21 protein-coding genes and 1 riboswitch are annotated in these 21,864 nt (G+C 37.6%); of the genes, 19 read left to right on the top strand and 2 right to left on the bottom strand.

Going from position 1 to position 21,864, the window contains the following annotated elements; all coding sequences use genetic code 11:
- Positions 1 to 80: 80 nt before the first annotated feature.
- Complete coding sequence (locus ACIQYS_RS13540) at positions 81 to 956, top strand: 5'-3' exonuclease (protein WP_402980788.1); 876 nt, start codon at positions 81 to 83, stop codon at positions 954 to 956.
- Here the strand turns inward: ACIQYS_RS13540 and ACIQYS_RS13535 are convergent.
- The gene (locus tag ACIQYS_RS13535; protein ID WP_402980785.1) at positions 953 to 1,471 is read right to left on the bottom strand and encodes a C39 family peptidase; all 519 of its coding nucleotides are present in this window, start codon (positions 1,469 to 1,471) and stop codon (positions 953 to 955) included. The genes ACIQYS_RS13540 and ACIQYS_RS13535 overlap by 4 nt on opposite strands.
- Positions 1,472 to 1,673: 202 nt before the next feature.
- Between ACIQYS_RS13535 and ACIQYS_RS13530 the strand changes: the two genes are divergently transcribed.
- Positions 1,674 to 2,930 (top strand): GNAT family N-acetyltransferase, encoded by a 1,257-nt coding sequence (locus ACIQYS_RS13530; RefSeq protein WP_402980782.1) that lies wholly within the window; start codon positions 1,674 to 1,676, stop codon positions 2,928 to 2,930.
- Positions 2,931 to 3,142: 212 nt separating this feature from the next.
- Entirely contained in the window at positions 3,143 to 4,108 is a 966-nt protein-coding gene (locus ACIQYS_RS13525; protein ID WP_402980779.1) for a 2-hydroxyacid dehydrogenase, read from the top strand.
- A 106-nt stretch (positions 4,109 to 4,214) separates the two neighbouring features.
- Here ACIQYS_RS13525 and ACIQYS_RS13520 read toward each other — a convergent pair whose 3' ends face one another.
- Positions 4,215 to 4,532: a thioredoxin family protein gene (locus tag ACIQYS_RS13520; protein WP_402980776.1), complete on the bottom strand. Its 318-nt coding sequence runs from the start codon at positions 4,530 to 4,532 to the stop codon at positions 4,215 to 4,217.
- 285 nt (positions 4,533 to 4,817) lie between these two features.
- On the opposite strand from ACIQYS_RS13520, the gene ACIQYS_RS13515 reads away from it, so the two are divergent.
- The 16 genes from ACIQYS_RS13515 to sufB all read left to right on the top strand — a co-directional run bounded on the left by ACIQYS_RS13515 (position 4,818) and on the right by sufB (position 21,383).
- Positions 4,818 to 7,220, top strand: a complete 2,403-nt coding sequence (locus ACIQYS_RS13515; RefSeq protein WP_402980773.1) for a 3-hydroxyacyl-CoA dehydrogenase/enoyl-CoA hydratase family protein — start codon at positions 4,818 to 4,820, stop codon at positions 7,218 to 7,220.
- 30 nt (positions 7,221 to 7,250) lie between these two features.
- Complete coding sequence (locus ACIQYS_RS13510) at positions 7,251 to 8,426, top strand: acetyl-CoA C-acetyltransferase (protein ID WP_402980770.1); 1,176 nt, start codon at positions 7,251 to 7,253, stop codon at positions 8,424 to 8,426.
- Between the two features lie 223 nt (positions 8,427 to 8,649).
- On the top strand, positions 8,650 to 10,431 hold the full coding sequence (locus ACIQYS_RS13505) for an acyl-CoA dehydrogenase family protein (RefSeq protein WP_402980767.1): 1,782 nt from the start codon (positions 8,650 to 8,652) through the stop codon (positions 10,429 to 10,431).
- Positions 10,432 to 10,515: 84 nt separating this feature from the next.
- Positions 10,516 to 10,878: an arsenate reductase family protein gene (locus ACIQYS_RS13500; RefSeq protein ID WP_402980764.1), complete on the top strand. Its 363-nt coding sequence runs from the start codon at positions 10,516 to 10,518 to the stop codon at positions 10,876 to 10,878.
- Positions 10,879 to 10,952: 74 nt separating this feature from the next.
- Entirely contained in the window at positions 10,953 to 11,333 is a 381-nt protein-coding gene (gene gcvH, locus ACIQYS_RS13495; RefSeq protein ID WP_402980761.1) for a glycine cleavage system protein GcvH, read from the top strand.
- Positions 11,334 to 11,409: 76 nt separating this feature from the next.
- Entirely contained in the window at positions 11,410 to 11,760 is a 351-nt protein-coding gene (locus ACIQYS_RS13490) for a toprim domain-containing protein (protein ID WP_402980758.1), read from the top strand.
- An 11-nt stretch (positions 11,761 to 11,771) separates the two neighbouring features.
- The gene (locus tag ACIQYS_RS13485; protein ID WP_402980755.1) at positions 11,772 to 12,092 is read left to right on the top strand and encodes a thioredoxin family protein; all 321 of its coding nucleotides are present in this window, start codon (positions 11,772 to 11,774) and stop codon (positions 12,090 to 12,092) included.
- 41 nt (positions 12,093 to 12,133) lie between these two features.
- Positions 12,134 to 12,238: riboswitch (SAM riboswitch) on the top strand.
- 193 nt (positions 12,239 to 12,431) lie between these two features.
- On the top strand, positions 12,432 to 13,457 hold the full coding sequence (locus ACIQYS_RS13480; RefSeq protein ID WP_402980752.1) for a methionine ABC transporter ATP-binding protein: 1,026 nt from the start codon (positions 12,432 to 12,434) through the stop codon (positions 13,455 to 13,457).
- Positions 13,450 to 14,118, top strand: coding sequence for a methionine ABC transporter permease (locus ACIQYS_RS13475; protein WP_402980749.1), 669 nt, complete (start codon positions 13,450 to 13,452; stop codon positions 14,116 to 14,118). Before ACIQYS_RS13480 ends, ACIQYS_RS13475 begins: the two co-directional genes overlap by 8 nt.
- A 61-nt stretch (positions 14,119 to 14,179) precedes the next feature.
- A complete protein-coding gene (locus ACIQYS_RS13470) occupies positions 14,180 to 14,989 on the top strand; it encodes a MetQ/NlpA family ABC transporter substrate-binding protein (RefSeq protein ID WP_402980746.1) in 810 nt (269 codons plus the stop codon).
- Positions 14,990 to 15,648: 659 nt separating this feature from the next.
- Positions 15,649 to 15,804, top strand: coding sequence for a YuzK family famiily protein (locus tag ACIQYS_RS22430; protein WP_483880188.1), 156 nt, complete (start codon positions 15,649 to 15,651; stop codon positions 15,802 to 15,804).
- Between the two features lie 398 nt (positions 15,805 to 16,202).
- Positions 16,203 to 16,982, top strand: coding sequence for a Fe-S cluster assembly ATPase SufC (gene sufC / locus ACIQYS_RS13465; protein WP_402980742.1), 780 nt, complete (start codon positions 16,203 to 16,205; stop codon positions 16,980 to 16,982).
- Between the two features lie 18 nt (positions 16,983 to 17,000).
- A complete protein-coding gene (gene sufD / locus ACIQYS_RS13460) occupies positions 17,001 to 18,308 on the top strand; it encodes a Fe-S cluster assembly protein SufD (RefSeq protein ID WP_402980739.1) in 1,308 nt (435 codons plus the stop codon).
- Positions 18,308 to 19,537: a cysteine desulfurase gene (locus tag ACIQYS_RS13455; protein WP_402980736.1), complete on the top strand. Its 1,230-nt coding sequence runs from the start codon at positions 18,308 to 18,310 to the stop codon at positions 19,535 to 19,537. Before sufD ends, ACIQYS_RS13455 begins: the two co-directional genes overlap by 1 nt.
- Positions 19,527 to 19,964: a Fe-S cluster assembly sulfur transfer protein SufU gene (sufU, locus tag ACIQYS_RS13450; RefSeq protein ID WP_402980733.1), complete on the top strand. Its 438-nt coding sequence runs from the start codon at positions 19,527 to 19,529 to the stop codon at positions 19,962 to 19,964. Before ACIQYS_RS13455 ends, sufU begins: the two co-directional genes overlap by 11 nt.
- 21 nt (positions 19,965 to 19,985) lie before the next feature.
- The gene (sufB, locus tag ACIQYS_RS13445) at positions 19,986 to 21,383 is read left to right on the top strand and encodes a Fe-S cluster assembly protein SufB (protein WP_402980730.1); all 1,398 of its coding nucleotides are present in this window, start codon (positions 19,986 to 19,988) and stop codon (positions 21,381 to 21,383) included.
- Positions 21,384 to 21,864: the final 481 nt, after the last annotated feature.

Raw genomic sequence — 21,864 nt, 5'->3', positions numbered from 1 at the left:
TTTCTAGTTATATACCCATACTCTATTGATTCAACACACATGTTATACTAGTGTTTAATCAATGAAAAAGGATGTTGAATATGAATCAAGATAAACCACATGTACTCGTAATAGATGGAATGGCTCTACTATTTCGTTCGTTTTTTGCAACCGCAATGTCAGGAAATTATTTTAAAAACGATAAAGGGATTCCAACGAATGCAGTACAAGGATTTGCTCGTCATGTATTAGCTGCACAAAATTTAATGCAACCTACGCATATGGCGATATGTTGGGATAAAGGGGCGCACACATTTCGAAATGAAATTTACGATGGATACAAAGCAAACCGTCCGAAGCCTGCGGAAGAACTAATTCCTCAATTTGACATGGCACAAGAACTGTCTGAGCATTTAGGATGGACAAACTTCGGAGTAGTTGGGATGGAAGCAGACGATACAATCGCTTCTATTACACATAAATGGCAAGATGATGCAAAGTTTACTATTGTAAGTGGAGATAAAGATTTATTGCAATTATTGCATCCATCAACGGAAATCGCATTTACAAAAAAAGGATTTACGATTTATGATGTGTACAATGAAGCACGTTTTATAGAAGAGTATGGGATTTCACCATTGTTATTCCCGGATGTAAAAGCATTTATGGGAGACACTAGCGATGGGTATGCTGGAGTAAAAGGAATTGGGCCGAAAACGGCATTACAATTAGTGCAAACGTATGGAACAGTGGAGGCAGTAATTGAATCGCTTCATTTATTGAAAGCTGGGCAACGAACTAAGATTGAAACAGACTTAGAAATGCTGAAATTATCGAAAGAACTTGCAACGATTAAAAGAGATGTACCAATCGAAGCAGAATTAGATCATCTACTTGTACAAGACATCTCGTCTTCGAAATTCGATTATTTGTATGAGCACGGCTATACAATTTTAGCAAGACAGCTTCAAAACTAAATGGCAGATGTCGGTGTAATTCGAATGAAAGTTAAAATCGATGCATTTTGGCTATACGAAACTTTGCGAATTTTACTTTCACGATTTCGAGCCCCATTATCATGAATGATTAAAACAAGTTCATCGTTTTCTATTTCATATCCGATAAGGGGTACCCAGTGATAAGCGAATGTTGATTTCTTGTTCCACTTTAACGAAAAGTATTTATCGAATTTGAGTGCAACTGGTCGACCGTTTTTAAGTTCACGTAGAGCTGTATGAAGGGAACATTTTTCAATATGCCAATTCGAGCCGAGTACTATGCGCATATTACGAACAAATCGATGGGTAAATAATCCAATGCGGGTGACGCCTAATTTGTCGTAAAGAGAATTCGGAGTATCCGAATAAGTATCCGGCATTAAATAGTTTAGTAGAACATATGCGGTTACAGGCCCACATGCCGATGTTTGAAAATCTGTTTGGATAGACGAGTCATATTGAGATAGACCTTGAATCGGTAATTGAGTTTTCATATGTAACCTCACCTTAAAGAAGAGTTTTTCCTAATCCGTTAGGAAGAACTCTTTTTTATTTTGCGCTAAGTATAAATTAGAACATACTTTGACTAAGTTGCAACCATGTAAGCAATAGAAAATATGTTATCTAAATATTAGGAATATACTATAATTAAAATGGCTATTAATTCTACATATTATTTCGAAAGGGGAGAATAACTTGATTCGACTTTTACAAAAGCAAGACTTAGAAGCAGCGGCAAACATTGCAGCCTTTGCGTATCCAGGCATGAACATCCAAACAGCAGAGAAAAAAATGGAATTTGTAGGTCGTTTAACGAAAGAGCAAGAAGAACAAAATGGTATTCAATATTTTGGTTATTTTAATGAGGAAGAAGAACTTCAAGGTATGTATCGTTTGAATGATTTTGAATGTAATGTAAATGGTAAATTTCAGCGTGTTTTTGGAATTGGTATGGTTGCAGTCCATCTTCTACATAAAAAAGAGAAAATTGCAAACAAACTTCTGTCTCATTTCCATCAGTATGCTAATCAGGAAAATGTAGTCCTAGTATCACTGTACCCGTTTAACCCAGGTTTTTATCGGAAGATGGGTTATGGCTATGGACCGATGAAATATGAATTTAAAATTAAACCAAATGCTCTTGTTACAAATGGAGAAAAAGGAATGGTTAAGTTCTTGTCTCCCAAAGATGAGGAAGCAATCGTATCCTTATATAACGACTATACACAAAAAAATCATGGGATGATTAAAAGAACATGGACCGAACGACAACGAATTAAAAATGCAATAACGAATTATGTTGGTGTTATAGAAAACGGGCAGCTATTAGGTGCATTAGCCTTTACTTTAGAACCAGTAAAAGATAGTCACTTTTTACATCAACATATGATTGTCCACGAATGGATTTGGACTAATCCGACTGGTTATAAACAATTAGCAGCTTGGTTACATTCACAGCAAGATCAAGTGGATAGAATTATTTTTCGGACAAATGATAAATCATTTTTGCATGCACTTGAAAGTCCATTGAATGATTCGAATCATCTTATACCAAGTGCATATCATGAAGTGGCAACATCGGGAACAGGACTGATGTATCGAATAACAAATATTATTGATTTTATTCACGAAATGAATTTCCATCAACTTAGAAAACCGGATCAATATACAAGGATAGTACTAGAAATAGAAGACACTTTCTTACCAACACAAAACGGCTTATACGAAGTCATTTATCATGATGATTTTTGGAAAGCTATAAAATTATCGAATCCCACTGAAGATGTAAATATTAAAATAGGTATTCATGATCTAAGTTCTTGGTTGATGGGATGTGTTTCTATAGAAACGTTATATAATTATGGGACAGTTGTTATAAATAATGTAAATATCAAAATGCTAGACGAGTGGTTTAAGCCGGTGCACAGTCCTATTTGTTTCACTTCGTTTTGAATTAATGGTGTACAGATAAAAAATAAGAAGTGTAACTTATATTTAACATAAGGTTCGTTTAATTCTAATTTACACGTTGTCATAATCTATTCAATATAAAAATATAGTTGTTATAATTTTCGGAATATTGATTGATTGATTGAGCTATTCGTTTACCATACAATTAGAGGTATTAATAGTTATGCTGGAAATTAATTAGGAGGAAGCTAATCATGCAAAAAGTAATCGTTTATAGAAAAGTAGATCAACGTGTTTTAGATTATTTACGTACAACATGTGAAGTTGTTTATTTTGAAAAATTAGATGAATCAACATATCCGCAATTCATCTCTCATCTGAATGATGCGGTAGCATTGTTAGGTTCTGCTTTAAAAATAGATGAGGAGATTTTGAAAAATAGTCCCAAACTGAAAGTAGTAAGCAATATTTCGGTTGGATATGATAATTTGGATTTAGATTTATTAACAAAACGAAATATAATAGCAACAAATACTCCAGGCATCTTGAATGAGACTGTAGCAGATGCAGTGTTCGGCGTACTTCTTTCTACTGCTAGAAGAATACCAGAGTTGGATGCATATGTGAAACAAGGAAATTGGGATGCAATGATTGACGAAGATTTATTTGGACTTGATGTTCACGGAAAAGTGATAGGAATTATTGGAATGGGGGGAGTTGGAAAGGCAATTGCAACACGAGCAAAATTTGGGTTTGGTATGGAAATTTTATATCATAATAGAAGTCGTGATGAGGAAATCGAATCGACTTATGATGCACAATATTGTAGTCTTCAGGACTTGCTGAAACGTTCGGACTTCGTTTGTAATATGGTTCCACTAAGTGAAGAAACGAAAAATATGTATGGTGCTGCTGAATTTAAGTTGATGAAGAAAAACGCTATTTTTATAAACGGATCACGTGGTGCTGTCGTCGATGAAGATTCTTTAATTGAATCATTGCGAAATAAAGAAATTGCGGGAGCTGGATTAGACGTTTATAAACAAGAACCTGTAGATATCAATCATCCGTTATTGAAGTTTCCAAACGTCGTAACTACACCACATATAGGATCAGCGACGGTAGAAACAAGATTTAAAATGGGGATGCTCGCTGCTGATTCTGTCTTATCGGTACTTAGAGGGGAATCCCCTACGAATGCATTGAACAAAATAACTTAGCGTGATGAAATAACTAACTAAATAGTGTTAAATCAAATATTACTATATGCATTATGCCCTTTGAAACTTTATTAAAAGTTTCAAAGGGCATAATAAATTTGCGATATTAATTCTGAGCATCCAGAAATTCTGTTACTTGTTCAGGAGATTTTGCATTTGCACTGTGTAAATGTGCTTTTTTCTCGCCATTCTGGTAAATAAGAAGGCTTGGAATACCCATTACTTCATATTTTTCAGCGATTTCCGGTAATTCGTCACGGTTTACTTCGTACCATGTATATTGGTTATATTTTTCAATGATTGGGTCGATGAACATTTCCATGCGACGGCAATCTGGACACCAGCCAGCTTCGAATTTTACTAGTACTTCATTGTCACCAGAAATGATTTCATTGAATTGTTCTGCAGTTGTAATTTTGTTCATAATATTTACCTCCAATAATTGTTATTATGTCTAGTTCCAGTGCCTTGCCCCTCGGAGGCAAATGGATAATTGCTCCTGCTCGCAGAAGTTCTTTGCCTGTCGGGGCAGACATAGGCGCTTACACTTTTCTTGTAGTTTACACTGTTTCAGAAAGACTAGAAAGAAAATTGCTTGAAATAATTCATTTTATTATTGCGAAAATTTAAAAATTGTTCTAAACTAATAGTCATAGAGAGTGTTTCTATTTTTTTTATCAATAAAATGAATGAGTATTCATTCAAAACAATGGGGAGGCTTTTGCACGTGACTTTTCAAATTAAAAAAGCAGCGGTTCTTGGCTCGGGGGTAATGGGGTCTGGAATTGCAGCTCACTTAGCAAATATAGGTATTCCAACACTACTGTTAGATATTGTGCCAAAAGAAGTGAGTAAAGATGATGAAGCAAAGGGGTTAACATTAGAGCATCCCGAGTTGCGTAATAAATTTGCTCAAAATGCATTACAAAAATTGCTGAAGCAAAAACCGGCACCTCTTACTTCTATTAAAAATGTACAACTCATTACTGCAGGTAACTTAGAAGATGATTTGGAGAAACTAAAAGAAGTCGACTGGATCATTGAGGTAGTAGTAGAAAACTTGGGCGTGAAAAAAAGCTTATATGAAAAAATAGACGCAGTACGAAAAGCGGGAACTATCATTAGCTCCAACACTTCTGGTATTAGTATTAATGCAATGGTAGAAGGACGTTCAGAAGATTTTGCAAAGCATTTTCTCGGAACGCATTTCTTTAATCCACCACGATATTTAAAGCTGTTAGAAATAATACCAGCTCAAACAACGGATCCTGAAGTAGTAGAATATATGAAGCAATTCGGAGAGGACATTTTAGGAAAAGGGGTTGTTTTAGCCAAAGATACCCCTAACTTTATTGCTAATCGAATTGGCACGTATGGATTACTGATTACACTTCGAGAAATGCTAGCCCGTGGATATTCTGTAGGGGAAGTGGATTCGGTTACTGGTCCACTAATTGGGCGACCAAAATCTGCGACATTCCGTACATTGGATGTTGTCGGATTAGATACGTTTGCACATGTTGCGAAAAACGTCTATGACCTAACGACTGGCGAAGAACAGAAAGTGTTTGAAGTACCGGCTTTTATGCATATAATGCTTGAAAATAATTGGCTTGGTTCCAAAACAGGTCAAGGGTTCTTCTTAAAAGAAGGCAAAGAAATTAAGGAATTAAATCCGGAAACTTTAGAATATGAGCCTGTCAAAAAGCTAAACACACCATCGATGGAAATGGCGAAGCAGCAAAAAGGTTTAGCGGCAAAAGTGAAAACGTTAACATATGCAAAAGATCGAACTGGTGAACTGCTGTGGAGCATTTTGAGTCCGATGCTTATCTATTCTGCTGAGCTACACGGGGAAATTGCAGACGATATCGTCTCTATTGATCAAGCGATGAAATGGGGATTCGGCTGGCAACAAGGACCGTTTGAAATCTGGGATGCAATTGGTGTAAAAGAGTCAGTTGAAAAAATGAAAGCAGAAGGACAGGAAATTCCTGTTTTCGTCCAGTCGCTTTTAAATAAAGGGTTCGAATCATTTTATAAAGAAGAAAATGGTGATCTATATTACTTCGACGGAAATGACTACACGATCGTTTCTTTCAATGAAAAGGTAATTGATCTGAAGCGTTATAAGAAAAAACATGGTGTCATTAAGTCCAATTCTGGCGCTAGTTTAATAGATTTAGGAGACGGAATTGCATTACTAGAATTCCATTCTAAGTCGAATGCAATTGGACTCGACATCATTCAAATGATTAACTTTGCGATTGATGAAGTGGAGAAAAACTTCAAAGGGCTTGTTATTGGGAACCAAGGCAAAAACTTTAGTGTTGGAGCGAACCTTGGCATGATTTTAATGGAAGCACAAGATGATAATCTATTTGAATTAGATTTTGTCATTCGAAGCTTCCAAAATGCGATGATGAAAATTAAATATGCTTCTAAACCGGTAGTAGTGGCTCCGTTTGGGATGACACTAGGCGGCGGGGCTGAAGCTTGTTTACCTGCAGCCCATATTCAAGCTACGACTGAAACCTATATGGGTCTAGTGGAAGCTGGTGTTGGACTAATACCTGGTGGTGGCGGAAACAAAGAGCTATATATGAAGCATTTAAAAGGACTTCCAAAAGGCGTTCAAGTGGACTATCAATACGTTGCCAATAAAGTATTTGAAACAATTGCAATGGCGAAGGTCTCCACATCTGGGGAAGAAGCGCTTGAAAACAACTTCTTAAACTTTGCAGATGGAATTAGTGTGAATCCAGATCACCAGTTATATGATGCAAAACAAGCTGCACTAAATCTTGCAAATGCTGGATACAAAGCACCGTTACGAGAAAAGGTTCCTGTAACAGGATCGCCTGGATTTGCAACTCTACTTTTAGGTGCAGAAGGCATGTTTTTATCAGGTTATATTAGTGAGCATGACTTGAAAATTGCGAAAAAACTTGCGTATGTGATTGCAGGTGGAGAAGTTCCATACGGTACTTTAGTGGATGAGCAATATCTACTTAATTTAGAGCGAGAAGCATTCTTAAGCTTAGTTGCCGATCCAAAATCACAAGCAAGAATGCAACATATGTTAGTGAAAGGGAAGCCATTACGCAACTAATTTTGCGTAGGTGATAAAGGAGGAAAACTCATGCGTGAAGCAGTTATCGTAGCAGGTGCAAGAACACCGGTTGGTAAAGCGAAAAAAGGATCTCTCGCAACCGTTCGTCCAGACGATTTTGGAGCACTAGTTGTGAAAGAAACATTAAAAAGAGCGGGCGGTTATGATGGGCCGATTGATGATTTGATATTAGGCTGTGCCATGCCAGAAGCAGAACAAGGGATGAATGTAGCACGAAATATTGGTGCACTAGCGGGTCTTCCAGATACGACTCCTGCCATTACGATTAATCGTTTTTGTTCTTCTGGCTTACAATCAATTGCTTATGGGGCAGAACGAATAATGCTCGGGCATTCCGAAGCAATTATTGCAGGCGGAGTAGAATCGATGAGTATGGTTCCGATGATGGGAAATACAATTAGACCGAATGTGCATCTAGCAGAAACGGCTCCACAATACTATATGGGGATGGGCCATACTGCGGAGCAAGTGGCAACTAGATACGGTGTGAGCCGAGAAGACCAAGATGCTTTTGCTGTTCGTTCCCATGAACTTGCTGCAGCTGCAATTGCTGCTGGCAAGTTTGAAGATGATATTGTTCCGGTAGAAGTAGTGAAGCATTTCGTGGATGAAAATAATAAAGCCCAAGAGAAAAAGTTTTTGTTCAAAATGGATGAAGGTGTTCGAGTAGGTACGTCTATCGAAACACTAGCAAAGCTACGACCAGCATTTAATGTACGCGGATCGGTAACAGCAGGTAACGCTTCGCAAACTTCAGACGGAGCAGGGGCAGTTTTAGTAATGGACCGTGAAGTTGCAGAAGCACAAGGGTTAAAACCGATCGCTAAATTCCGTTCGTTTGCAGTAGGAGGAGTTGCACCAGACGTAATGGGGATTGGTCCAATTGTAGCTGTTCCAAAAGCATTAAAGCTTGCGGGATTATCGATTGACGATATTGATCTTTGGGAACTGAACGAAGCGTTTGCTTCTCAATCAATCCAAGTTATACGTCATTTAGGTATTGATATAGACAAAGTAAATGTAAATGGTGGAGCAATCGCACTAGGTCATCCACTTGGAGCGACAGGTACTATTTTGACATTGAAGATGATGAGCGAGCTTAAACGTCAACGAAAACAATTCGGAGTTGTGACGATGTGTATCGGCGGAGGAATGGGAGCAGCAGGCGTTTTTGAACTTTTATAACTTCATTCAGCAAATGTTTTCTGCGGAGCTGAACGAAGAGAAGCGGAAGCAAATGTCTTCTGCGGAGCTGAACGAAGAGAAGCGGAAGCAAATGTTTTCTGCGACGAGCTTGCGCAGGAGCTAACAATAACTGCTGAATTTCAAGGAACTCTGGCTAGGAGCGCCGCGTCCTGTGGCATCCGCCGAGGCGTATTTGATTACTAAAAAATAGGGGGAAATGGACATGACAGAAGTGAAGGATGTTATTAAAGGTGGAAGTTTTTTAGTAGAAGATGTGGATGCAAGCCGTATTTTCACTCCAGAGGATTTTACAGATGAGCAAAAAATGATTGCGAAAACCGCAGAAGACTTTGTAACGAATGAAGTATTACCTGTAGTAGAAAAACTGGAAAATCATGAGTTTGAACATTCCGTTCGATTACTTAAATCTGCAGGTGATCTTGGATTACTAGCGGCTGATATCCCAGAAGCATATGGTGGAATTGCATTAGATAAAATTTCTTCTGCATTAATTGCGGAGAAATTATCTGTAGCTGGTGGTTTTTCTATTACACATGGTGCACATGTAGGGATCGGAACTTTACCTATCGTTCTTTTTGGGAATGAAGAACAAAAAGAAAAATATTTACCAAACTCTGCTTCTGGGGATAAAATCTCTGCTTATGCTTTAACTGAGCCAGGTTCAGGTTCAGATGCATTAGGGGCTAAAACAACGGCGAAGCTAAATGCAGAGGGTACGCACTATATTTTAAATGGGGAAAAACAATGGATCACCAATGCAGGCTTTGCGGATGTATTTGTTGTATATGCAAAAGTGGATGGGGATAAATTTTCTGCATTCATCGTAGAACGCGAATTTCCCGGTGTTTCTGTTGGAGCCGAAGAAAAGAAAATGGGCATCAAATCTTCATCTACACGCACGCTCATTTTACAAGATGCACAAGTGCCGGTAGAAAATTTACTAGGTGAAATTGGTCGCGGTCATGTGATTGCATTTAATATTTTAAATATTGGCCGTTACAAATTAGGAGTTGGAACTGTTGGAGGTTCAAAACGTGCATTAGAATTAGCGATTTCCTATTCAAAACAACGTCAACAATTTAAAACACCTATTTCTTCTTTTAATTTGACGAAACAAAAATTAGCAACGATGGCTTCTAAATTGTATGCAACAGAAAGTTTAATCTACCGTACAGTTGGTTATTTTGAGGAGCGTATGAGCAGGTTAAGTGAAGCAGAACAAAAAGATGGGAAAGCAATTGCGGCATCTATCGCAGAATATGCAATTGAATGTTCGATTAATAAAGTAGTAGGATCAGAAGTGCTCGATTATATCGCAGACGAAGCTGTTCAATTGCATGGTGGGTATGGCTTCATGCAAGAGTATGAAGTAGAACGTATTTATCGTGACTCTCGTATTAACCGTATTTTCGAAGGAACAAATGAAATCAACCGATTGATCGTTCCAGGCACTTTCTTGAAAAAAGCAATGAAAGGCGAATTGCCACTACTTGAAAAAGCACAAAGCTTACAAGAAGAGTTACTTATGATGATGCCGGAAGAAGTAAGTGACGCACCACTTGCACAAGAAAAAGTACTAGTAGCGAATGCGAAGAAAATTGGGTTACTTGCTGCTGGGCTTGCTGCACAACGTTTCGGTACAAAACTAGAAGCAGAACAAGAAGTACTAGTGAACATTGCTAATATCGCAAATAACTTATTTGCAATGGAATCTGCGGTATTACGTACAGAAAAAGCAATTGGTCGTGACGGAGTAGAAAAGTCAAACCAAAAACTGCTTTATACGCAAATCTTCTGCCAAGAAGCATTTGATGAAATCGAAAAAGCTGCGAAAGAAACGCTAATCGCATCAGTAGAAGGTGATACATTACGAATGATGCTTTCTGCTCTTCGCAAACTAACTCGCTACACACCGTATAATGTCATTACTAAAAAACGGGAAGCTTCTGTTAAATTAATTGACGCGGAGAAATATGTCGTGTAATGAACCTCACCACAAAAATACTGTGAACCGATGTGCGGTCCACAGTATTTTTTGATATGATAAAAAGAAAAAAGGTGAGAAGTAATGAAGATTCAATTTTTTGGTTACCCTAAATGTAGTACATGTAATAAAGCAAGTAAGTGGTTGAAAGACAATAATATAGAATTTGAACACAATCAAATAGTTGACAATCCACCTACAAAAGAATTAATAAAAGAAATACTAGAAAAAACAAACATCGAAATAAAGAAACTTTTTAATACAAGTGGAACAAAATATCGAGAACTACAATTAAAAGACAAGCTTCCAAATATGACAGAAGAAGAACAGATTGAAAAGCTAGTATCCGATGGGATGCTAGTGAAAAGACCACTTGTTTTTGATGGTAAACATCTGACACTTGGTTTTAAAGAAGAAGAGTTTGAACAAATTTGGATAAAGTCCTAAAGTAGTTGTTTTTATCATAAAAATATGTGAATATTATAGATGAATATATAACTTATTTGAGAGGGGTATAATTTATGAGCACACCAAAAGAATTGAAATACTCAGAAGAGCATGAATGGGTAAAAACAGAAGGTGGTAATGCACGTATCGGTATTACTCATTTTGCACAATCTGAGCTTGGGGATATCGTGTTTGTTGAACTTCCACAAGTGGGAGACGATATTAAAGCAGGAGACCCATTCGGTAGTGTAGAATCAGTAAAAACTGTTTCAGAACTTTATGCGCCTATTAGTGGAAAAGTTGTAGAAGTAAATAGCGAACTAGAAGATAGCCCTGAATTTGTAAACGAATCTCCGTATGAAAATGCATGGATGATCGTCGTAGAACCATCAGATACTTCTGAAATTGATGGCTTATTAAGTGCTGAACAATACGAAGAATTAATTGCAGAATAATAATCAAAACGCCGGTTAATTGTCGGCGTTTTTTTCATATACTGAGTTAACGATGATAATTAGGGAGAGAAGCTAATTGGCTAAAGTTTTTAGTGAAAAAGTAATTCTCGTCGAAGGAAGATCGGATAAGCTTCAGCTTTTACGACTTCTTGATGAATCCCCAGAAATTATTTGTACAAATGGTACGATCTCTAATGTAAAGCTAGAGGAAATTTTGAGCCCATACGATGATTTACCCATATACGCTTTTTTAGATGCGGATAAATCAGGTGAACAAATACGTTCCGTCGTCCGAAAAGAATATCCAGAAGCAATTCATCTTTACACGAATCCGATGTATTGCGAAGTCGCCAATACCCCTTTCAAAGTTTTGGCATCTATACTGAAACGTGTTAATATTAAAGTGAAAAAAGAATTTTTACTTTAGGATGATGTTTTGTGAATGAATGGACGCGTGAACAGTGGGAGCAATTAAAAAATGGCAACCAGCTTTCGCTATTCTATCTCTATACACCGATGTGCGGTACTTGCATGGTAGCAAGTAAAATGATGCAAGTGATTAATGAATTAGTACCGAATCCAGTTGGCCAAGCAAATATAAATTATTTAGAAAACCTAGCGATGGAATATGAAATTGAAAGTGTCCCATGCCTGTTGATTGCCAAACAAGGTCATGTATATAAAAAAATATACGCTTTTCAATCCGTTCCTTTTCTGTTAGAAACAATAAAAAGAATTGACGACGAAGTAGAAATGTGATAAAATACGTCTTACTGAGTCATATAAATTAAATAGTGTTACTCTTATTAAGAGTGGTGGAGGGAAGTGCCCTATGAAGCCCGGCAACCGTCATGAAAATGAAATGGTGCCAAATCACGCAAAGCGAATGCTTTGGGAAATGAGAGAATGGAAAAGTTCTATTTATAGATAACTTACTTCCCTTCTGCTCTTTTGCAGAAGGGATTTTTTACTTTATTCAGCAGTTATTGTTTGCGACGAGTAACCGCAGGAGCAGTGTTCAAACCTTGCAAAAATAAAGTATAAGCCTTGGGCGTAAGTACTCCGAGGCGTAATTGATTAGGAGGGTGTGAGATTTACATGATAAGTTTAAAAGACGTTTCGAAGAAGTTTAAAACGAAACAAGGTACGATAATTGCTGTTGACGATGTAAATCTTGACATAAAGCAAGGCGAGATTTTCGGCATTATTGGATATAGTGGTGCTGGGAAAAGTACATTAATCCGGTTGCTCAATGGATTAGAGAAACCAACTGCTGGACAAATAGTTGTAAACGGAAAAGAAATTACTTCTATAAATGAGGACAAACTTCGTCAAGTTCGACACAAAGTGAGTATGATTTTCCAACATTTTAACTTGTTATGGTCCAGAACAGTCGCAGAAAACATTGCTTTCCCGCTTGAAATAGCTGGAGTTCCAAAAGATCAGCGAGTAGCACGAGTGAATGAGTTGATAGAGCTTGTAGGCTTAGAAGGGAGAGGCAATTACTATCCTTCCCAACTATCAGGTGGGCAGAAACAACGTGTAGGAATTGCCAGAGCATTAGCAAATCGTCCAGAAGTATTGCTATGCGATGAAGCAACATCAGCCCTGGATCCAGAAACAACGGATGCTATTTTGGATCTATTAGTCAGCATTAATGAGAAGCTAGGTTTAACGATTGTATTGATCACACACGAAATGCAAGTCATTCAAAAAATTTGCAATCGCGTGGCGGTAATGGAAGGTGGACACGTAGTTGAAGAGGGCGACGTGTTAGAAGTTTTCCAAAATCCACATCAACCGATTACCAAAAGATTTGTTTCACAAGTTTCTGAATCGACGCAAACAATGCAAACGATCCAAAACTTAGTGGATCTATATCCAAATGGGAAGTTAATCAAACTCACCTTTGTTGGAGAACAAACGGAACAACCAATACTTTCTAGGCTGATCAAACAATTCGAACTAGAAGTGAATATTGTGCAAGGAAATATATCGCATACAAAGAGCGGTGCATTTGGTACACTAATTCTGCAATTAGAGGGCGATGCATTTGCAGTCGATGAAGCGATCCAATTTATACATGATCAAAAAGTAAGTACAGAGGTGATCAACAATGATTAATACGCTTTTTCCGAATGTTGATTGGCCTAAAATGTGGGACGCTGCGCTCGAAACATTATATATGACGGCAATTTCTACTATATTAACAGCAGTTATTGGTTTAGCACTCGGTCTTTTATTATTCTTAACAAGTCCACATCAAGCATGGGCAAATAAGCTAGCGAACTGGTTAACAGGGGCTTTTGTAAATATATTCCGATCTATTCCGTTTATTATTTTAATCATTTTATTAATTCCTTTAACGAAATTTTTAGTTGGCACAATGCGTGGGCCAAATGCAGCGTTCCCTGCTCTCGTCATTGGGGCTGCTCCGTTCTATGCGCGTATGGTGTTAATCGCTTTACGGGAAATTGATAAAGGTGTTTTAGAAGCAGCAAGATCGATGGGTGCCAAAACCTCTACTATTATATGGAAGGTTTTACTTCCAGAATCGATGCCAGCTTTAGTGTCTGGGATTACAGTAACTTGTATTTCACTCGTTGGATATACAGCAATGGCGGGAATAATTGGTGCTGGTGGTTTAGGAACACTTGCTTTTCTAGATGGCTTCCAACGCAGTAGAGAAGATGTTACATTAGTCGCAACGATTTTAATATTAATCCTAGTATTTATCATTCAATGGATTGGCGATATGATTACAACGAAAATAGATAAACGTTAGGTGTTCACGGGTTTACCCGATCACATATAAAAATGGGGAAAATTAGAAGGAGAGAATACAGATGAAGAAATTTTTAGCTGGAGCATTATTATCAATAAGTGCGCTAACACTTGCGGCTTGTGGAGAAGAAGAAAGCAATAAATTAGTGGTAGGTGCTTCAAACACACCACACGCAATTATTTTAGAACAAGCAAAGCCTATTCTTGAGGAACAAGGAATTGAACTTGTTGTGGAACCTTATCAAGATTATGTATTACCAAATAAAGATTTAGAGTCTGGCGAGTTAGATGCGAACTATTTCCAACATATTCCTTATTTAGAGGATCAAATTGCTACATTTGGATATGATTTCGTAAACGCTGGTGGAATTCATATCGAACCAATCGGATTATATTCTAAAAAATATAATTCTATTGAAGAGCTACCAGAAGGTGCAACAATTTTAATGAGTAACTCTATTCCTGACCATGGCCGTATTTTAGCAATGCTTGAAGCAAAGGGATTAATCAAATTGGCAGATGGCGTTGATAAAACAACAGCAGAAATCTCTGATATCGTAGAAAACCCTAAAAACTTAAAATTCGATCCAAACTACGAATCTGCATTAATGGTGCAATTGTATGAAAATGACGAAGGAGACGCTCTACTTATAAATTCTAACTATGCAATTGATGCTGGTTTAAATCCTCTTGAAGACTCAATTGCTATTGAAGAAGCTTCAGAATCACCATATATAAACATCATTGCAACAAAAGCTGGCAATGAAAACAATGAAAAAATCAAAGCATTAGTAAACGCATTACACTCACAAGAAATCCAAGACTTCATCCAAAATGAGTGGGGCGGATCAATCGTACCAGTAAACGAATAAATATAACGATCAAGCGGGCACGCATATTAAGTGCCTGCTTTTTTATATGCTTTATGGAATTATCAAGTAGATGGTATGCCACTATATAGGGATACTGCGTCGTAAAAGCTTTATTTGGTGACCGATATGATTTCCGCTGGGCCTGTTTGTCGTGTACAGGGTCCTGTTTGTTGCTTTCGAGATGTGTTTTGTCGTATTCGAAAGGTAGATTGTCGCGTTCGCAGCATGTTACGTCTCGTTCAACCATTTATTGGATTTTATTTTCAAGAAACAATACATAAGATTGAATTTAACGCAGTGCCGCTGATTAGCTAGCAACTTTTATAGATTGGAGCGGAAGGACGGCTACTCTAGCGGGATGAAGTGAGACAGATGAAACTTTACAGCGCACGCGTAGCGGCGGTGAAGGTTCATCGCTCACCCCGCGGAAAGCGTCCGCCCTGTAGCGAAAATCATTGCGGACACTTTATTCAACTTGCTAAGATGCGGTATCTAAATAAGATACATATAAAGTTATATTTCTATTATCGTCGATCGATTTTCCAAAGAAAAATAAATGTTTAATATGAATATACGTGGGTATGTACTATAGAGTAGGCGTAAAAAATTGAAAGGAATGATTCATTATCACTTCAGAAGGCTTACCTTACACGGAACAAATGGACCACGCATTTAGAGGAGTACACGGATTCGGATACGACGAATTACGAAACAGTCAAGCTCTGCGAATGAAAGTAGAAAAAAGAAGACAAAGAGATTATGAGAAAAGTATTCAACTTGTTGCAAGAATTGATGCACAATCTTTTAAAGGCTAAGATGATTAAATCCATGAAGACAAGCTCTTCGTGGATTTTTTTGTGCTATTTGGAAATATTAAATATTAAATCTATTACATAGGATAATTTTCTACAAAGAATCTCAAGCGCATTTAGGATGTACTCCGGCGAACAAAGGTGGTTGCACTTTTGATGTTTCCACTATATTCATAGTGAAATCAATTCTCAATTAGGAAATCGTATTGAAAATATCAACTTCTTCCAATTTCTCAAATAGTTTAGAGAAAGGGTTGAAAAATCTTGATTTTTGCGTGTTTTCTACAATAACTGCCAAACTGTTTCAAAAGATTTGCCTAAGACTTCAGTTTGGGTTAAGATTAGAATGATAATAAATTAGAATGGTTACACATTCATAGTTACTTAATGGAGGTTATTCAATGTCAACTTTAGTGATTAAGGATTTACACGTTGCAATCGACGGTAAAGAGATACTTAAAGGTGTTAATTTAACAATTAATACAAATGAAATTCACGCAGTTATGGGTCCTAATGGTACTGGTAAATCTACCTTAGCATCTGCTATTATGGGTCATCCTAAATATGAAGTAACTTCTGGTTCAGTTGAATTGGACGGAGAAGACGTATTAGAAATGGAAGTAGACGAGCGCGCACAAGCAGGTCTATTTTTAGCAATGCAATATCCAAGTGAAATTACTGGAGTTACAAACGCGGACTTCTTACGTTCAGCTATTAATGCTCGTCGCCCGGAAGGTGAAGAAATTTCTTTGATGAAATTCATCCGCGAATTAGATAACAAAATGGAATTTTTAGAAATGGACCTTGATATGGCACAACGTTATTTAAATGAAGGATTCTCAGGTGGAGAGAAAAAACGTAATGAAATTCTTCAATTAATGATGTTGCAACCAAAATTCGCTATTCTAGATGAAATTGACTCAGGTCTAGATATCGATGCGCTTAAAGTTGTTTCTAAAGGGATCAATGAAATGCGTGGAGAAGGTTTCGGAAGTCTTGTAATCACTCACTACCAACGTCTTCTTAACTACATCACTCCGGACTACGTACACGTAATGATGCAAGGTCGCGTAGTAAAATCTGGTGGTCCTGAGCTTGCGCAAAAATTAGAAGCACAAGGATATGACTGGATTAAAGAAGAGTTAGGAATTGAAGACGAGACAGTTGGACAAGAAGCATAAGAGAGGGGACGAATAAGCATGACGGTTGAAACAAAATTGGCATTAACCGAGCAAGATATCCGCTCCTTTTCAGAAGGTAACCAAGAACCAAGCTGGATGACGGATCTTCGTCTAAAAGCATTTGGTGAACTTGAGACACTTCCAATGCCAACACCAGATAAAACAAAAATTACAAATTGGAATTTCACTGAATTTCCTACACATACTGTAGAAAGCAATGCCTTTTCTTCTTTAGATGAACTTCCTGAAGAAGTAAAAGCACTTGTGCATGCAGAAGAACAAAAAAACATCTATATTCAGCATAATAATACACCTGCTTTTGTATCTTTAACTGAAGATTTACAAGCTAAAGGTGTCATTTTAACAGATATTTACACAGCCCTTCGTGAGCATAGTGATCTTGTTCAAAAATACTTTATGACTGATGGTGTAAAAGTAAATGAACATAAGCTTACTGCACTTCATGCAGCACTTTTAAACGGTGGAGTATTTGTATACGTACCGAAAAATGTTGTTATCGAAGAGCCAGTTCAAGTTATTTATTTACATGATAATGATTCAGCATCTCTATTCAACCACACATTACTAGTTGCGGATGAAAACAGTGCTGTAACATATGTAGAAAATTACTTATCTACTGTAGAAAAAACAACAGGCCAAGCGAATATCATTTCAGAAGTAATTGTAAAAGATAACGCAAAAGTAACTTTTGGTACGGTAGATGTATTAGCAGAAGGGTTTACAACTTATGTAAACCGCCGTGGGGTAACTAGTCGTGATGCAGTGCTTGAATGGGCACTAGGAATGATGAACGACAGTGATACCATTTCCGAAAATACGACTCATCTTGTTGGAGATAACTCAGAAGGCCACGTGAAAATGGTTGTTGTAGGACGCGGGAAACAAAAGCAAAACTTTACAACTAAGGTTATTCACTGGGGTAAACATACAGAAGGACAAATCTTGAAACACGGTGTGATGAAAGATGAAGCTTCTTCTATTTTCAATGGTATCGGAAAAATTGAATTCGGTGCGACAAAATCGAATGCAGAACAAGAGTCTCGTGTTCTTATGTTAAGTGAAAAAGCTCGTGGGGACGCAAACCCAATTCTATTAATTGATGAAGATGATGTAACAGCAGGTCACGCAGCTTCTGTTGGCCGAGTAGATCCACTTCAGTTGTACTATTTAATGAGCCGTGGTATTTCTAAACACGAAGCAGAGCGTCTAGTTATTCATGGATTCCTTGCTCCAGTAGTGAACGAATTACCGATCGAAGGCGTAAAGAAACAGCTGACGGAGGTTATTGAAAGGAAAGTTCGCTAATGCTCAGTAAAGAGATTCGAAGCTATTTTCCCATCTTAAATCAAGAGATTAATGGGCATCCACTTGTTTATTTGGACAGTGGCGCTACATCTCAAAAGCCAGTACAAGTCATTGAAGCGATTAAAAAGTATTATGAATTTGAAAACTCGAATGTTCACCGTGGAGTCCATACACTCGGCAACCGTGCTACAGAAAGCTATGAAGGAGCACGAGAAAAAGTTCGTAAATTCATTAATGCTAAATCCACGAAAGAAATTATTTTCACACGTGGTACAACGACTTCTCTTAATACAGTTGCACAAAGCTATGGCCGTGCAAATGTAAAAGAAGGCGATGAAATTGTTATTACGCATATGGAGCACCATTCGAATATCATTCCTTGGCAACAACTTGCGAAAGAAACTGGTGCTACACTGAAATATATCGACTTAGAAGCAGACGGGACATTATCGTTAGAAAAAGTACGTGCAACGATAACGGATAAGACAAAAATCGTATCCGTTGTATATGTTTCAAACGTACTTGGTACAATGAACCCGATTAAAGAAATCACACAAATTGCACATGAGCATGGAGCTATTATGGTTGTGGATGGAGCACAAGCTGCACCACACTTAAAGTTAGATGTTCAAAACTTAGATTGTGATTTCCTTGCCTTTTCTGGTCATAAAATGTGTGGTCCTACTGGTATCGGTGTACTTTACGGAAAACAAGATTTGCTAGAAAAAATGGAGCCAATTGAATTCGGTGGAGAAATGATTGACTTTGTAGGTTTGTATGAATCTACATGGAAAGAGCTCCCTTGGAAATTTGAAGGGGGCACACCAATCATTGCAGGGGCCATTGGTCTTGCAGCTGCGATTGATTTCCTCGAAGAGATTGGATTAGATGAAATTGAAAAACATGAGCATGAACTTGCTACTTATGCGATGGAAAAAATGTTAACAATTGAAGGTTTGACTATTTATGGACCTAATGATCCGTCTAAACGAGCAGGAATTGTAACATTTAACTTGGATGATGTGCATCCACATGATGTTGCAACTGTGCTTGATATGAATGGTATTGCAGTTCGTGCAGGTCATCATTGTGCACAGCCTTTGATGAAATGGTTACAATGCACGGCAACTGCGAGAGCAAGTTTTTATCTTTACAATACAGAAGAAGATATTGACCGACTTGTAGCTGGACTGCGTACTGCAAAGGAGTATTTTAGCGATGTCTTCTAATAATTTAGATCAACTATATCGACAAGTAATTATGGATCATTATAAAAATCCTCGCAATAAAGGAAGTATAGAGGATGGCGCATTGACAATTGATATGAATAACCCAACTTGCGGAGACCGCATCCATCTAACACTTCAAGTGGAAGATGGTGTCGTTCAAGATGCAAAGTATGACGGGGAAGGTTGTTCTATTTCAATGTCATCTGCTTCTATGATGACACAAGCGATAAAAGGGAAGAAAATTGAAGAAGCGCTTCAATTATCTCATATCTTTTCTGATATGATGCTTGGGAAAGAATACGACGATTCCATTGACCTTGGTGACATTGAAGCATTAAACGGTGTTGCCAAATTTCCTGCGCGTATTAAGTGTGCAACGTTAGCGTGGAAGGCAATGGAAAAAGGCGTTTCGGAAGAACAACAATAAAAGTAGAACGGAGGAATTACGATGGCAAAAAAAATGCCTGAAATTGGTGATTATAAATATGGTTTCCACGATAAAGACGTATCCATTTTCCGTTCAAAACGTGGTTTGACGAAAGAAATCGTTGAAGAAATTTCACGTATGAAAAATGAACCACAATGGATGTTAGATTATCGTTTGAAAGCATTAGAAATTTTCTATTCTAAACCGATGCCACAATGGGGTGGAGATTTAGGATCACTAAACTTCGATGAAATTACGTACTATGTAAAACCATCTGAAGCTACACAAAAATCATGGGATGAAGTACCAGAAGAAATCAAAGCAACATTTGATAAACTAGGTATCCCAGAAGCAGAACAAAAATACCTTGCAGGTGTTTCGGCACAGTATGAATCAGAAGTTGTTTACCACAACATGAAAGAAGAACTTGAAGATATGGGGATCGTATTTAAAGATACAGACTCTGCACTTCGTGAAAATGAAGATATCTTCAAGAAATACTGGGGAACTGTCATTCCTTCATCGGATAACAAATTCGCAGCACTTAACTCAGCTGTATGGTCAGGTGGCTCATTTATCTATGTACCACCAGGCGTAAAAGTGGACACACCACTTCAAGCGTACTTCCGTATTAACTCTGAAAACATGGGTCAATTCGAACGTACACTAATCATTGTAGATGAAGGTGCTTCTGTACATTACGTAGAAGGTTGTACAGCTCCTGTTTATACAACAAACTCACTTCACTCTGCAGTAGTTGAAATTATTGTTAAAAAAGATGCTTATTGCCGTTATACAACAATTCAAAACTGGGCGAACAACGTTTATAACCTAGTTACAAAACGTACGGTTGTTGAAGAAAACGGAACAATGGAATGGATTGATGGGAACATCGGTTCTAAATTAACAATGAAATACCCAGCGTGTATCTTAAAAGGTGAAGGCGCTCGTGGGATGACACTTTCGATCGCAATTGCTGGTAAAGGACAACACCAAGATGCTGGTGCGAAAATGATGCACTTAGCACCAAATACGTCATCTACCATTGTTTCGAAATCTATTTCTAAACAAGGTGGTAAAGTAACATATCGTGGTATCGTACACTTTGGACGTAAAGCAACAGGTGCTCGTGCGAACATTGAATGTGATACATTAATCATGGATAACCAGTCTACTTCAGACACAATTCCATACAATGAAATCTTGAATGATAATATCTCTCTTGAGCATGAAGCGAAAGTTTCTAAAGTATCAGAAGAACAATTATTCTACTTGATGAGTCGTGGATTAAGTGAAGAAGAAGCAACAGAAATGATCGTAATGGGCTTCATCGAGCCATTTACAAAAGAACTTCCAATGGAATATGCAGTTGAGATGAACCGTCTGATCAAGTTCGAAATGGAAGGGTCAATAGGTTAATCTTTTATAAAGAATAGTAAAAGGAGACGAACTTCAATAGTTCGTCTCCTTTTTTTGTATTAAGCGCAGTATAGGGATAATGCGTCATACGGATGGGATCTTCGGGTTTGTCGCGCTCGGGGTAGTCTTTGTCGTGTTCGCAGTGGATTTTGTCTTGTTCAACCATATACTGTAAGATTTGAAACTGATAGCTAGAAAAAAATCATTGAGGATTACTTGCTAATTTGGCATCTGTAGTTATCAGCTGTTTTTTCATCATCGTCTCACTCCAAGTAAACTTGTTATTTTAAGAATTGGTTGCTTTCACTAGCAATTTGGTTGCTATCGTGCTAATTTAGTTGCTTTCTGAATAGAACTGGTTGCTTTCAATGACCGGTTTGTTGCCCTAAGCCATTTTATGGATGCACATATTTTAAAAACTGCATAATATTTGGTTTTAGCAAGTCGATACTGATAAGTAAGCATTTTCTTTTGATTGGAG

Origin of the sequence: Psychrobacillus sp. NPDC096426 (genome assembly GCF_044762745.1) — a bacterium.
In the GTDB taxonomy this organism is placed as follows: domain Bacteria; phylum Bacillota; class Bacilli; order Bacillales_A; family Planococcaceae; genus Psychrobacillus.
Note: the sequence above shows the minus strand (reverse complement) of the source record. Positions and strands in the feature narration are given on the sequence as shown.